Origin of the sequence: Fuerstiella marisgermanici, from assembly GCF_001983935.1 — a bacterium.
GTDB classification, from domain to species: domain Bacteria; phylum Planctomycetota; class Planctomycetia; order Planctomycetales; family Planctomycetaceae; genus Fuerstiella; species Fuerstiella marisgermanici.
This window is the reverse complement of sequence record NZ_CP017641.1, coordinates 3,344,076-3,358,458: the sequence shown is the minus strand read 5'-3', so window position 1 is coordinate 3,358,458 and position 14,383 is coordinate 3,344,076. Positions and strand designations below refer to the sequence as shown.

Here is a 14,383-nt window from a genome sequence, read left to right as displayed (position 1 = left end):
CAAAGTGAGGCGCGGGCGCTGTTGCTGGCACCACGCGGAGCGTGATGGCTACTTTTGTATCTCCTGTGTGAAGACGTTCAGTTTGATGTTGCGGAAACGGACTTCGGTTTTTCCGCCGCTGTGAAGCTGGAAGGCGATGATGCCGTTTTTTGCACCGTCGGGGTCACTCAGATCCACGCAAAGCTGGCCGTTGATCAGCGTGCGAATGCGTTTGCGTTCGGCGATGATTTCGTACGTGTTCCAGTCGCCGAGTTTCACGTGCTGCTCGCCGGACTTGTCCCACAACAAAGCTCGGCCGTGTTCTTCGTACAACTTGCCCCACCAGCCTTTGCCGATGTCGGCCTGGTAGCCGCTGACTTCGCCGTCTTTGGCGTGGCTGCGAAACTGAATGCCGCTGTTGCCGGCATTGTCCACCAGCTTCACTTCCAGTGTCAGATGGAAGTTGTCGACGGACAGGTCGCTGACGATCCATTCGTTCCGTCTGAGTCCACTTGTGCGACCGACGAGTTCTCCGTTTTCGACAGACCACAGGCCTTCAGTTCCTGACCAGCCAGTGAGGTCTTTGCCGGTGAAAATTGTCGACTCGTTGTCCTTTGTCGCCAGCATCGGATTCTGCTGTTTGGCTCGCAGGTAAGCGATCAACGAACGCACGTGATGCGGCGTGAATTGCTTCAACTGATCGTCCGGCATCATCGACTTGTCGCTTTCGACTCGTTCTTCAATTTCGTCCTTGGGTACGACAACCAAAGCATCGCCGGTCTGGACCGTGACAGACCTGGCATCTTCTGCTTTGATCAGTCCCGTAATGACGCGGCCGTTTTCCGTTGCGATGATCGTGGCGCGATATTCCTTTGCCATCACGGCACTCGGGTCGACGATGTTGCTCAGCAGGTAGTCGATGTTGGAACGGTTTGATCCTGTCAGATCGGGGCCAACCTTGTTGCCGACTCCATAAAGAATGTGGCACTTCATGCATGTCTTCGCAAAGACCGCTCGGCCCATTTCGAGGTTCGGCTCGGGGTGTTCGGTTGATTCCACCAGTGCTTTGTATTCTGCGATCATCGCCACTTTGTCGGCGGCTGATTCGCGAGCCGTTCCCCAGACGTTTTCCAGCAGCGAATTGACTTCCTTGTTCTTCAGGAATTGCAATTGCCTGACAAGATCTGCCGTCAAATCCGTGCCGGCAATCTGTTTGGCTTCGACCGCCTTGAGTAATGCGACACCCGAGCTGGCTCGCGCACAAAGTGTTCCCAAAGCCATCCGCTTTTGGTCTGGTGTGAACGATTCGTAGTTCGACAACAGCGCCGGAGCCACCGAAGTGTCGTTGTACTGAGCCAATCCCTGAATCGCGGCGACGCGAAGAGAACCATCGGACTTGAGCAGCGATTGCAGTGTCGGGACCAATCCGGAATCGTTTGAATCCAGCAATGATTGCAGAGCCACCAGGCGATCTTTCTCATTGCCGGAAGCATCTTCGATCTGACTTCGCATCGCCTGCAACGCCGCGGAATCGCCGAACGTGACTCCCAGTGCCGTCGCCTGAATTCGCAGATCGGCGTTGTCGCTTTTTAGCAGTGCTGACGAAACGTCCGCCCATTCCTCCGGCGCGTTCGCTTTGCGCTGGCCTTTGAGTGCCGTTCGAATGGCGTTGAGGTACGTAAGCTTCACGTCATCGGTCGGAGCCACGCCGAGTCCCTTCACCAAAATCTGCAGCGACGCTTGTGCGCCACCGCTGCCGATTCGTCGCAGCATGAATTCTCGTAGCAGCGGAATCTGTTCGCCCGCCGACATCGCTAACGCGAGTGCTCGTGTGGCGTCAACGTCGGCCAATACTTCGGCGGCGTACCAGTAGAGCATCGGCAGGTTGTGATCGGATGCGTCTTCTGCGTGGCTGGTCAGGTTCTGCAGCAGGTCCCATCGCTGTCCGGCGGGAACTAGCTGAGCCGCCGAAGCAAGATACATCCGCACGACCGGCGAATCATCTTCGCGAGCCATCGTCGTGAATTGTGCGATGAGTTCCTGTGGTGGCTTGTTGCGAGCGGCTTCCATCGCCAATTGAACGCCCCAGCCTCGAACATACGCGCTGCTGTCGGCCAGCATTGTCTGAATATTCTTCGCATTAAGTTCACCGATCACATGCAGAGCCCAGGCCGCCCGCAGACGGCGAGTGTCGTCGTCATGTGACGTCAGAATTTTCTCCAACTTCGCGACAGCTTCGCCGGCGATCGCGCCCTTTGCGGCTCGTTCCTGCAACAGCCGTCGACCGTGTCGAACGTACCAGTCGTTCCTGTGGAGAACGAGTTCCGCCAACTCGGCGTCGGTTGCGTTGGAAATAGTAGCCATCACGCTCCGCGTGATGCCAGCACCAGTTTGAGCTGAGGTTTTTCCATTCGATCGTGAGTCGTTCGTGTTGCTTTCATCACGCGGAGCGTGATGGCTACTTTCGTAGCTGATTTTGTAGATGCGGCCGTTGGTGCGATCGTGGACTTCGGATTCTCGGCGATGGCAGGCCTGCATGTCGTACCAGTCGATCATCCAAGCATTGCCGTCGGGGCCGTATCGGATGTTGAGAATTTGTGAGGCCTTGTCGCCGGTCAGCAGGAAGTCCGGGCCATGGCTGCCAACGTAGCCGGAACCATTCGGCTTCAACACGTCGACGTTCAGTCGCTGGCCGTGGATGTTGTTCATGAATAACTGGTTGCGATACTTCTGCGGCCATTTGTCGCCAAGATAAATCATCGCACCAGCGTGCGCATGCCCGCCTCCGGCTGCGTCGGATTTACTGTTGCCGCCGTGCGGGGTGGCTCCCAGATAGTGCAGGTGGTCGGCGATCGTGACGATGTCGCGGTACGTATGCTTGTTGAAATGCTGCCCGCCCTGTCGTTGATAACGACCGCCCTGAATCATGTGATATAAGTGAGGAATCACGCAGGCCGTGATGAATGCCTGGCCGTGATCATTGAAGTCGACTCCCCACGGGTTGCTGGTTCCCTGAGCGAACGCTTCGAATTCGTGACGCGTCGGATGGTAGCGCCATACGGCGCAGTTCAGTGGCGTTCGCTGGTCGTCAGGAGTTCCCGGCTTACCGACTTTGGAATGAGTGAACACGCCGTGGCAGCCATAGAGCCAGCCGTCCGGGCCCCAGATGAACGCGTTCAAGGTTTCGTGAGTGTCCTGATATCCCCAGCCGTCCAACAGAATTTGTGGTTCGCTGTCGGGAATGTCGTCGCCGTCTTTGTCGGGGATGAACATGAAGTACGGAGCCGCTCCGACCCAGACACCGCCGAATCCAACTTCCAACCCACTGACCAGGTTTAAACCTTCCCTGAAGACCTTGCGCTTATCGAGCGTTCCGTTTCCGTCGGTGTCTTCGAAAATCAGAATGCGGTCGCGGCCGGTGTCACCCTTTGCTCGCACAGGATATTCGTACGCCTCCGCGACCCACACGCGACCTCGATCATCAATCGCCATCGCGATCGGTTGTTGAATGTCGGGTTCCGCCGCGCCGACCGTTACGGAAAATCCTTCGGGAAGTTTCATCGCCGCGGCCGCTTCGTCGGCTGACAAACCCGCATGAGGATACTCGTCTAGCACAAGCTGAATCGGTGGTGCGGTGACTTTCGCGGGTCGCTTTTCGTGCAGTCGAAAGTGATCGAAGTTCAGGTGCCCCCAGCCGCCTGTGCTGGCGTCGACCAGCCGCACCATGATTTCCTTTCCCACGTGAGCTCGCAGGTCAACCACCACCTGCCGCATTGTTTCGCTTGTCGTGCCGGCGATTTTGAAGAAGACTTTGCCGTTGTCTTTGCGAACCAATTCGACTCGTGTTTTTTCCGTCGGCCCGCCATTGGCGAAAAAACTTCCGTAAGGATGAGATACCACAAACGGAGCCGACGTCAGCGTGCCGACGCGTTTGTCGCCATGATGTTCGAAGCCGCCGATCCAAAAATTGCCACTATGGCCACTCTTCATGTCCGAGCGACGTTTGGAAACCGTATCGCCCTTGATCGGTTGACCTTCGAACGCGTTGCCTGTGGCCGTCCAGTCTGCCAAAGTTCCCGTTTCGAAGTCGAGATTCACGTCCTTGCCATCCATCGACTTCGGCTTCATGCCGGCGATGGTCTTCGCTGCCGCAGGAGCTTTCACGGCGGGGCCAGCCACATAATTGCCGTCCGCCTGCTTCACTCGAAGATAATCGATGGCGAACATAAACGACTTCTTCGCCTTCGAATTCGCGCCGACAATTTGAGCCGTCAGCGTGTGTTTGCTGCCTTCAACAGTCAGCTTCGGAAACGAAAGCACGCCCGTTGTCACAACCGCTGGATTGTACAGGTCGATCGGTTCGCCCAGCTTTTGGTCGTCCAGTGACAATTGCACGACTCCATAGTCGCCCGCGATTGTCAGCACGACATCGAGGTCCACAGTGCCGGTAAACTTCGGCAGGTCCAACGTCAGCTTGTCGCCAATTCGTCCACCTGTCCACCAAAGCTGCGACTGGTTGCTCCACTTGTCGCCACGGAAGTTGCCCATGTCCTGAGCCTTCGCCGTGCCTCGCGTGACCTTTGCTGTTAGCGATTCGCCTTCGATGGCCCCTGTCGCTCGCCCCGTCTTTTTGTCGATCTTCGACTTCGGGCCACGCAACGCGGTGGCTCCTTCGACGGACGGCAGTTTTTCACCGGCGTAAAGTTTCGGCTGAGCCGCCAGCCATTCGTCTTTTGAAACCGATTTGGTTTTGTGAGTCAGAACATGGCTTCCCAGCATCCCGCCGACCACGATGTCCGGAAGCTTGTCGTTGTTGACGTCGACGATCGAAATTTGCCGACCAATCCCCGCTTCGCCGTCAGCCTTGTGAGGAATCCAGTCAACTCCGTCTTTGTTGCGAACCAGCTTGAACCAGTAGACCACCGCTCCCGCGTCCCACAGTGGACTCTGTTTGTGATGCGACCAATATGTCTTCCCGGTGATGATGTCCTTCAGCCCGTCTCCATCGATGTCCGCCAACGCGACCGAATGCGGTTCGCTGAACAACACGCCGTATTTGTTTTCCGATGGATGCTCACCCATGATCAGGTGGTGCTTGAATTTCGGATCGTCACCGCCTTCGATTTGTTCGTACCAGCCAAGACCAAAGTTGTGCGCCGAATGGCTGGTGATAATGTCGCTGTCTCCGTCTCCGTCGACGTCGTAAGCATACATTTCCGCTCCGCCGTACGACTGGCTGAATGACGTTTCGTGATACAGCCATCGCGACGTCAATGCATGAGTCAACGGTTGTTCAAACCAGCCTCCCGCGTGAATGACATCCATGCGCCCGTCGCTGTTCACATCGCCGATGCCCAGCCCATGACCGAACTTCTTCGACGCGATCTGTTCGGAAATCGGGTGAAAGGTCCACGTCTCGAAGGGCCGTTCCCAATTCACCGTGGCGAAACCGAAGAAACCGTCTCGCGTGCAAACCAGTTCCGGGCGTTCATCGCCAACAACATTGATCAGCTGAGGAGACTCATTCGAAACCCAGTCGAAGACCTGGTGCTTCTTCCAGTGAGAATCAAACCCGTCCGGTCCCGGGTTTTCGTAGACATACGCCGGAGTCCCCGGAAAACCCACAACGAACACATCGTTGCGACCGTCGCCGTTGAAGTCGTATGGCCAGTTGAAGAAGTTGTCCGCATACCCATTCACGTTCTGCGGAACCGGCTTGTAGATCTCATGCTTCTTCGTGAAGCCCCGCCCTTCAAACCAATACGGCCCATAAACCGCATCGGCTACACCGTCTCCATTAAGATCGGCCGCGTTCGCCCCTTCGGAAAAGTACGTGCCGGTTAACTGCTGACGTTCAAACGTGTGCAGCGTGAAGTCGTCTGCAGCAACGGGCATTGCAAAACACGCTATCGCGACAAGAACAGCAAAAAGCCAGCGGGAGCAGGAAGGTCGGTTCATAGTAGACTCATTGTGGCCGCAATGCTGCGTTGTGAGGAATCGCGAGCGAAAGTTCGACCGTTGTATGCAAGGGAGGAAGTGAGATAATGGTTTCAGCTTACAGCGACTTTCGCTGACTTGTGCCCGCGGAACAGGCGGTTCGGACGATGAAGGTTGTTTCGCACGAGCCCGAACCGTCCACAACAAAAGGGAAACTGCTTCGTGCAATTCGTTAGCGATTATCCAGCCAGCCTATCGTGTGGCGTACCAGGCATGCAAACAACATTATGGCGGTGCGCGATGGCTGCTCGTCAGCACGCTCCCGTGTAGGCTGCCCAGCCAGCGTTGTCCATCGCTGGCCAGTTTTCCGTTGACGAAGACATAGTCGATACCTTCAGCAAATTGATGAGGATCAAACGCGTCCGCCGTGTCGCGAATTGTTTTCGGATCAAAGATCACCAGGTCGGCGATAGCTCCCTTTCGAATGATCCCACGATCTTTCAGCTTCAGAATCTCCGCAGGAAGGGAAGTCGACACACGAACGGCCTCTTCAATCGTGATCAGGCCGCGATCAATCGCGTAGCGACGAATCTTCCGCGGGAACGCTCCGTAGAATCGCGGATGCACGGGGCCGTCACTCGGCAGCGCGATTCCCGCATCGCTGGATGTCGCTGTCCACGGCGTGCTGGCGAATGCTTCGACATCCGCTTCAGACATCGAGAACGCTCGCAACTGGGCACCGCCTCGCCGCTTTGGATCGCCTTCCAGCTGTAAGCTAATCGCAGCTTCGACGGCGTCGGTTTTCAGTTTCGCCGCGTAGTCGGCCAGTGATTTTCCGTTGAGTGACTTGTTGGGATGCGACACGATCAGGATATGTTTAGCTCCGCCGCGTCGAGTAATTTCGTAGTCGACATCTTGCCTCAGATTTTCGGCCAGCGAATGATCGTCGAGCACCAATTGCAGTTGTTCGGCCGGAGTTCGCTTTGCACTGTCTGCGGCGGTTGCATTGTCGCGGACAGAGGAAACCCACGACGGAATCAGGACGATGCGGCCGTCCGAACCGCTCGTGTTGTAAGCGTACTGATCCGCGTAAAGCGGCAGGCCGGCCGCACGAGCGGCCCTTATCGCTTCGTTCATCTTGGCACTGGAGCCCCAGAAGTCGGTGCCTCGAGCTTTGATATGAGTCGCGACGGTTCGAACATTTGTCGCCGCAGCGATGTCGATCAGTTCCTGCAAATTGTCCAGCATCGAAGGTTGGTCGGCCGAATCACGACTCGGCAAGAACCACATTGGCCGACTTCCGGAACTTCGTTCGTGAACAATGGTGACTCCATCGCTGGCCGCCACAGTTGCGGACAGTGCTTCCATTTCCGCTGAGTTGCTCCAACGACCAGGCACGTATTCCAGCCCCGCCGACATGCCGAATCCGCCCGCTTTGGCTGCGTCTTTAACAAGCTGTTGCATCCGCTTGATTTCGGCGGGCGTGGCTGGACGTTCATGATCGTCGCCCATGACGTGCCGGCGAATGGTTCCGTGACCAATCACCTGACAGACATTCATACCAACGCCTAAATGCTGCATCTGCTGCCGCTGTTTTGCCAGGTCGAGCGGCCCGCCGCCGTCCTGATTGACGACGACCGTCGTGATGCCCTGCGTGATCAGATTGGGGGCGGCTCGACGAGCTGGGTCGTCCGACACCAGCCCCTTTTCAGCGTGACTGTGCAGGTCAACGAATCCTGGACAGACGACCTTTCCGGCGGCGTCGATCTCAAGGTCGGCCTTCGCACCCGCCAGCTGTCCGATTGCCACGATGACGTTATCTCGCACGGCAACGTCAGCCTGAAATCCCGGCCGGCCAGTGCCATCAACGACCAGCCCGTTGCGAATGATGAGGTCAAACTCGCTTTGCTTTTCGATGGTCGATGCAGACGGTTGCTCAATGTCCTTTTTTGAAGTCGGACGAGCGGCGAAAATCAGGTTCAGCAGCTTTCCAAAATCCGCCTTGGAGACTGCTGTACCTTTCTGGAACGAGTTCACTCGGTGACAGATCACCACGTCCCATGCCGGAATCACAACAAGATACTGACCTCGATACCCTCGCGCGGAATACGAACCTTTCGGCAACGTCACGCCCGGAAAGTGCTTGCCATCGGCCTCCACCCACCACATGTAGCCGTAACCGCCGGACGCACCGGCATCGGAATACGACGTCGTGCTTTCGACGATCCAGTTCTCTGGAATCAGTTGCTTGTCGTCCCAGCGGCCGTTGCGCAGAAACAGCAGACCGAACTTTGCCAGATCGCGGGTACTCAAGCGAAACGGGTACGCGGGATACACAGAATCGTCGCCGGTGACATACTGCGTATCGCGGTCGCGTCGGAAATCCTGCAGGCCGAGCGGTCTTGCAATCTGATCGTCGAATTCTTCAAAGACGCTGCGCCCGGTGAGGCAGGGCCAGCGCATACTAAGTTGTTTTGCCGGTAAGGATTTGCATCAAATAGTCAATGTTCCATCCGGCCATTCTTCTTTTCATGACGTTGCTTTGTTTGCCAGGATGTTTCTTGATGAGGCTGAGTGTGAGTCGTCTGAGCCATGACAAATTGTTCGCGAAGATTCGGTTTCGGACTCGACTCTCATCCTCGCGGTAGGTCATGTCGAGACTCCAGTGCAGCGTGTTTTCTATGGCCCAGTGACCACGAACCGTTGTTGCGAACAGCTCGCCTTTGCGACGCAGACTGCTGATGTAGTAGCGAACGTCAGAATGATGAATGCCGTCCTGCTCGTACATTCGGATCGCCGTTCCGATGGTCTTGAGTCCGGCCCATTTGTGGCCCACGTCAAAATCGACAGGCACGGTCGCCTGATAGTAGATTCTCTGTTCCTGCCGACCGTGTCCCTTCTCTGTTTCTTCATAGCGACTGACGGGACAGCGAGCGAAGTCATCCTCCAGGTGATCGAGAAAAAACTTCTGCACGACCTCATAGAGTTTCGGTTGGTTGCCTTTCAGGGCTAACACATAGTCTGCATTGCCAGACACGATCTGCTGCGCAATGTTTTTTTGACAACCCGCTGCGTCAATCGTAATGATCGCCTCATCGATATTGATTTCGTTCAGTAATTTCGGGATCGCGGTGATCTCGTTCGACTTCTCTTCCGTCGCCACCTGTCCCAGAGAAATCCCCTGATCAGAAGCCCACGCACTCACGATGAACAACGCACCCAGCCCATTCTTTTTGTCATGTGATCGACGGAGTGCTTTGCCATCAATCGCAATCTGTTTTCTGTAGCCTTCTTTCTGTTCGTCGGAAAGTCCTTCCAGCGATTCAATCCATTGCACGAAGCACGCTTGAAAGTCGTTCGGCTTCAGGAGAGAAAGGACGCGCCGGTACGTATCTTTTTTCGGAATGCCATGCGGAAGTGCCAGGTGTTTCTGCAGGCCATCGGCATTCAGTCGCGCCCATTCCGCAATCGCACTGGGGCCGTCGGCGTTGGCCAGCACTCCGCAAATGGCGATCACAATCACATCACCAAGCAGATGCAGACGATTGATGTTGGAACGCGGGTCTTTCAATTGATCAAAGTAATGAACAATGTTTCCTGTCAGCTCCTGGGTGACCGCCAGTTCAACTGTCGACATCTCTTGTCCTCTCCTCGTGAAGTCCGATGTTACGACACGAAAAGACTAACCAATACTCACTTGTCGCGCCAGCCTAAATTGCCCAAAGTGCGCGCTGGCCCTGCCCGGTGAGGTTTTCGAAGATCGCTGCTGCCGCATTGAAGTCCCAGTTGTTGTAGTACCAAAACGTGTCCGGAGCATGCGAACCTCGCGCTGGTCGAGCCTTCGCCATCGCCGCCGTTTCGTATAACGCCGGATGATAGACTCCCGACCGCGCCATCAGCAGATGCCGGATCTGAGCACCAAGTTCTGCTTCGGTTAGGGACGGTTCGTTGTCGTTGATGCCGAGTTGCTTCAACGTTCGGTTCAGATCGATCGTACCGTTTTTAACATGCCGACCGTACAAGGCACTTAATAGGCTTTTGCGCACCGAATGGCACATCAACGGGAGTGCCGTCGCGCCCCATTCGTCAACCGTCGCGCCGTTGTGCAGGATGACAACGGCAGCCGTGTCGAGTGTTTCTGAATACTCGCGAGCCGCGCGGAGACCCTCCGCCGACCATCCGTGCTTTGCTGACACATCGGCGGCAACCGCGAACGACGCCAGTAAAGGAATCACCAGCACAAGAATCCAGCACGCCGTTACAGCCAGCCGCGATTTGACCTGTTGAAGTGTCGTCCTCATCGGGCAAATACCTCTTCACGAAGAGCGATGCTGGCCTGCACAAGTTTGTCGGCCCCCGTACGATAGACGTCGCAGGCCGGCAAACCGAATCTGTCTTCCGCTCGAAACAATTCTGCGTCGGCTTCTTCAGCGGTCAGGTTTCGAGTGTTCACCGCGATCCCTATCATTTTGCAGGGATGCCGCAGGTTCGCAACCGCTTCGTAGGCCTGAATCTGATCGGCCAAATCAGGGATGTCGACGTTATCCAGCCCCTTCACCTGGTCTCGTCCAGCTTCGTAGCAAAACACCAACCCGTCCGGCGCACACCCGTGAAGCAGCCCCAGCGTGACAGCCGAAAACGAAGGATGAGAAATGCTGCCCTGGCCCTCGATCAGCAGAAAGTCATGCTGCTCATTGGCCTTCACCAGTTCTTCGGCGGCACCATTCACAAAGTCCGCAACCACACAATCAATGGGCACACCTTCACCGGAAATCATGATGCCGGTTTGCCCTGTCGCCAGAAACTTCGCGTCATGCCCGGCCGCAGCAAGGCCCCGTTGAATTTCCAGCGTCACCACCATTTTCCCGACGCTGCAGTCGTGCCCGACCGCATGAATTCTCACATTGCCAGGACGAAACCGGTGCCGCTTGGCGGTCGACTTGTGGCGATTGCGACGCACATCAATCAATCGTGCTCCCGATTGTTTGGCCGCCGCGACATATTCTTCATCGTCGATCAGGAAGTCGTGCAGCCCGGAAACAACGTCCATCTTTCTGCGCAGCGCCTCCAGAATTAGTGGTCGCCACTCATCCGGAAGTTTGCCTCCAGGCGGCGCGATCCCCACATACAGAGCGTCGGCATCATTGACAGCGGAAAGTGATCCGACAACGGGAATATCTCCGCCTGCCAACAGCAACTGCTGAGCCGTCGTGCCCGATGCCTCCTGATCGATCACTGCTACAACATCGTCGGTTCGGTAGCGAAGAATGCTGATCGCCGTTTTGGCGACGAACGGGGTCGAGTAGCCGTCAGTGATCAGGACGATCCGCCGATGCGATGTCATCGCCTTTCGAAGAACGTCGTCGTTGCCAGATTCCATTTTCGTTGAAGCCCTGAGTGTACTCGTCAATTTTCTGCCAATTGGTTGGTGATCATACGAAATGCGAGCCGGCTCGACGTGCGCAATTGCGCACAAGTAGTGATATTATGCGCATCGCAGGTTTGAGTCCGACGTAAAGGACGGTGAATCCATGCGGCAGACCGCGACAGCCGCTTTTCAGCAATTCTGATTCAAAAAGTGAATTCATGGCAACACCTCGGCGAGTCGCCATACTGATCGAAACGGACGACAGTTGGGGCCGCAGCGTGGTTGCCTCCATTGCGGCGTACGCTCGCGAGAAGCAGTGGCGACTGCTGATCGCTCCGCGTGACCATCAGCATCGACTTCGACTGCCAGGCAAATGGCAGGGCGACGGAGTTCTGGTTTCGTTGCGTGACCGATCGATGGTCGATCACGTTCGCCGTTCCGGTCTTCCCGCTGTGGACCTATCCATCATGATGCCGAACAGTGTTTGGCTTGGCCGAGTCGCCACGGATGACGCAGCAAGCGCGCAGATGGCCTTCGAACATTTTCGCGAACGGCGGCTGGAGAACTTCGCCTGCTACGCTCCTGCGATCGGTCGGTACCCGATTGCTCGAGCAAACGCGTTCCGAGACGTAGTTACTGCGGAAGGTTATTCGTGTGACGTATTCGCGCAACGCGGTGACACTCAGGGCTGGGAAGTCGATCACGACCATGTTGTCGAATGGCTGGCAGAACTGCCACGACCGCTGGCCGTCTTCGCCGCCGATCCCTATCCCGCTCGGCAGTTGGCAGAAATCTGCGAACTGAATGGCATTGCGGTTCCCGACGAGGTGGCAATACTTTCGGGAGACAACGACGATCTGTTGTGCTCGGTATCGTCACCGCAACTTTCCAGCATCCAACTGGCGTGTGCTCAAATCGGAACCAGTGCGGCGTCTGTGCTGACGAAGCTGATGGATGGAGGAAAAATTCCGTCTCGACCTACGCTGGTCGCACCGCTGCACGTGAATGCTCGGCGATCCACCGACCTGCTGGCGATTGAAGACACTGAGATCGCTGCGATCCTGAGATACATGGCCGACAACATACAACGTGGGCTGAGTGTTGCTGACGTACTTCACCAGTTCCCGATCTCTCGCCGGTCACTGGAACAGAAATTCCGGCAAAAACTGGGGCGTTCCCCGGCCGAACAACTTCGACACCTGCGCATGCAACACGTGTCGCACCTGTTGCGCGAAACGGATCTGACAATCACCGAAATCGCCTTCCGAACCGGCTTCACAAGCAGCTCCAGCCTCACTCAGCAAGTCCAACGCCATTTCCAAACCTCACCGACAGCTCTTCGCACAAAGTTTCGGCAGTAATGTTTGAAACGCTGACTAGTCACGCGATACGGGCAGTGCAATGACGCAATGGCAGACAGCGTGAGCAGTCAAAGGCTAACGGTGGGCCGGGCGTCAAGAGCGTCTCGCACCTACCACACTGAGTCGAAGGTCGTTTATCGCTACGTTGTTTGAGAACAGCCCACGCTGTCGTGATTTTGATTTAACAACGTCGACTTTTTTACTCACCGAGCTACTGCCAGATGGAAAGAACACGCTTCGCATTGTAGATACGTGTGGAATCTCCCCTATCCGATGCGACGCTCTTATTTCTGCAGAAATATCGCTCGACGCAACCGAAGAACTGCAAATGTTTCATTAAGATCAAGCCCTCTGAAGCCTCACGCCCTGATCGCATCTTTTGACTGCCGATAACATGTCGACTGAAGACTCGCCGATACTAACGGCAGCCCATGTCCTCGAACTGGGCAAGGTCACCGTGTTCTACATTCCGTCGCACAAGCTGGATGACCCTCGCTATTTCTTCGGAACTCAAACCGCGCGTACGGCTATCCATGAATTTCTGATGGACCGCTATCGAGCCTACACCCAATCGCCGACGCCGGTGAAGGGGTATTGGGTGGATCAAAATTCCGAGCTGGTCCATGATGTGATGGAACGGTTTGAAGTTTCATTCGGCAGCGAATCCGAATTCGATCGCCTGATCGAGTTTCTGGTCGGGATGTGTAACAAACTTAACGAAGATGCGATCTACGTGACCCGCGGTGAACGCAGTTTTCTGGTGCAAAGAAGTTCGTAATTGGCACTATCCCAGTGAGCCGAATCGAATGCAGTGGGACCAGTCGCTTGCTCTTGTGACCTGCGTTATACAGATAGTGCGCATTCAAGAGGTAGAGCTGCTGACGGCGGTGCGCAGGCGTGCCGTTTCGCGGTCGGAAAGTGGCAGCGTCCTGGCTTGCGAGACATCTCGCGGGAGCGTGGCAGGCAGCTTACGGCAAGCGTTGAATGAGGCATTCGCAGAACTCTGTTTTGCTATTTCGCCGCGGTGCTTGAAGGTGACGTTAGTTTGCGCCGGATGCTTTGAGGAGCTGGCAACACCTTGTCGCAGAGCGAGCAACGCGGCAATGCTGTGACGATCCATTAGGAGGCGTTGCGATGATTCCACTAACTCAGTAACCGGGTGCGAGCTGAACACTACAGGAAATCCGGCATGCCACCGCAACCGATCTTGGGCTCTTGTGACCTTCATCGTCGTAGTGGGCTTTGAGTTCATCGTGGTCGTGTCGTGCTTGATCTCACCGCGATAGGACCTACCGGTGAACTTCCCGACCATGCGAGGTTTTGTGCGTTCTTCATCCAGATGTCCGGTATGTGGTTTGCCATTCCGGCATCGAATAGGACAGGACTTCATCACCGTGGTCGTGGCCGCCATCATGCGAATGCCCCTGTGGGCCCAGACTGTGATTGTGTCCTGCATGATTATGCCCGAATGGTCGTGGTCCTCACCATGAGCATGGAGTGCTTCGAAGCTCGTTTTTTTTCATCCAGACTTCCCACTGATGGGCGGTCGTCTCGTCGGCCAGGGGCAACGCTTTCCGCGATATCAGCCGAGCTTCTTTACGGCGTCCAGATGCAACTCCGCTGTTCGGGCATTGTCGAGGTGGATTCTTTCAGTTGCTTTCTGGCGACAGGTCACTGACGGCGGGTTGGCAGTCGTCGTTTGAGCCAGCACCGGTGAGCTGCCGATTCCGAGGCTGAG

Annotated in this window: 8 protein-coding genes; 3 read left to right on the top strand and 5 right to left on the bottom strand. The window is 56.1% G+C overall.

Annotated features, from left to right (window positions below; genetic code table 11):
- Positions 1-48 precede the first annotated feature (48 nt).
- The 5 genes from Fuma_RS12675 to Fuma_RS12655 all read right to left on the bottom strand — a co-directional run bounded on the left by Fuma_RS12675 (position 49) and on the right by Fuma_RS12655 (position 11,296).
- Positions 49-5,874 (bottom strand): PVC-type heme-binding CxxCH protein, encoded by a 5,826-nt coding sequence (locus Fuma_RS12675; RefSeq protein WP_218922428.1) that lies wholly within the window; start codon positions 5,872-5,874, stop codon positions 49-51.
- 327 nt (positions 5,875-6,201) lie between these two features.
- Positions 6,202-8,379: an amidohydrolase family protein gene (locus Fuma_RS12670; RefSeq protein WP_077024465.1), complete on the bottom strand. Its 2,178-nt coding sequence runs from the start codon at positions 8,377-8,379 to the stop codon at positions 6,202-6,204.
- A 1-nt stretch (position 8,380) separates the two neighbouring features.
- Complete coding sequence (locus Fuma_RS12665; protein WP_077022421.1) at positions 8,381-9,553, bottom strand: ISAs1 family transposase; 1,173 nt, start codon at positions 9,551-9,553, stop codon at positions 8,381-8,383.
- A 73-nt stretch (positions 9,554-9,626) separates the two neighbouring features.
- A complete protein-coding gene (locus tag Fuma_RS12660) occupies positions 9,627-10,217 on the bottom strand; it encodes a serine hydrolase (protein ID WP_077024464.1) in 591 nt (196 codons plus the stop codon).
- Positions 10,214-11,296 (bottom strand): N-acetyltransferase DgcN family protein, encoded by a 1,083-nt coding sequence (locus tag Fuma_RS12655; RefSeq protein WP_083732001.1) that lies wholly within the window; start codon positions 11,294-11,296, stop codon positions 10,214-10,216. The genes Fuma_RS12660 and Fuma_RS12655 overlap by 4 nt, the downstream gene beginning before the upstream one ends.
- Before the next feature lie 206 nt (positions 11,297-11,502).
- Between Fuma_RS12655 and Fuma_RS12650 the strand changes: the two genes are divergently transcribed.
- The 3 genes from Fuma_RS12650 to Fuma_RS36830 all read left to right on the top strand — a co-directional run bounded on the left by Fuma_RS12650 (position 11,503) and on the right by Fuma_RS36830 (position 14,135).
- Positions 11,503-12,645 (top strand): AraC family transcriptional regulator, encoded by a 1,143-nt coding sequence (locus Fuma_RS12650; RefSeq protein ID WP_083732567.1) that lies wholly within the window; start codon positions 11,503-11,505, stop codon positions 12,643-12,645.
- 394 nt (positions 12,646-13,039) lie between these two features.
- Complete coding sequence (locus tag Fuma_RS12645; RefSeq protein WP_077024462.1) at positions 13,040-13,423, top strand: hypothetical protein; 384 nt, start codon at positions 13,040-13,042, stop codon at positions 13,421-13,423.
- A 532-nt stretch (positions 13,424-13,955) separates the two neighbouring features.
- Positions 13,956-14,135 (top strand): DUF983 domain-containing protein, encoded by a 180-nt coding sequence (locus Fuma_RS36830; RefSeq protein WP_414655206.1) that lies wholly within the window; start codon positions 13,956-13,958, stop codon positions 14,133-14,135.
- Positions 14,136-14,383 lie beyond the last annotated feature (248 nt).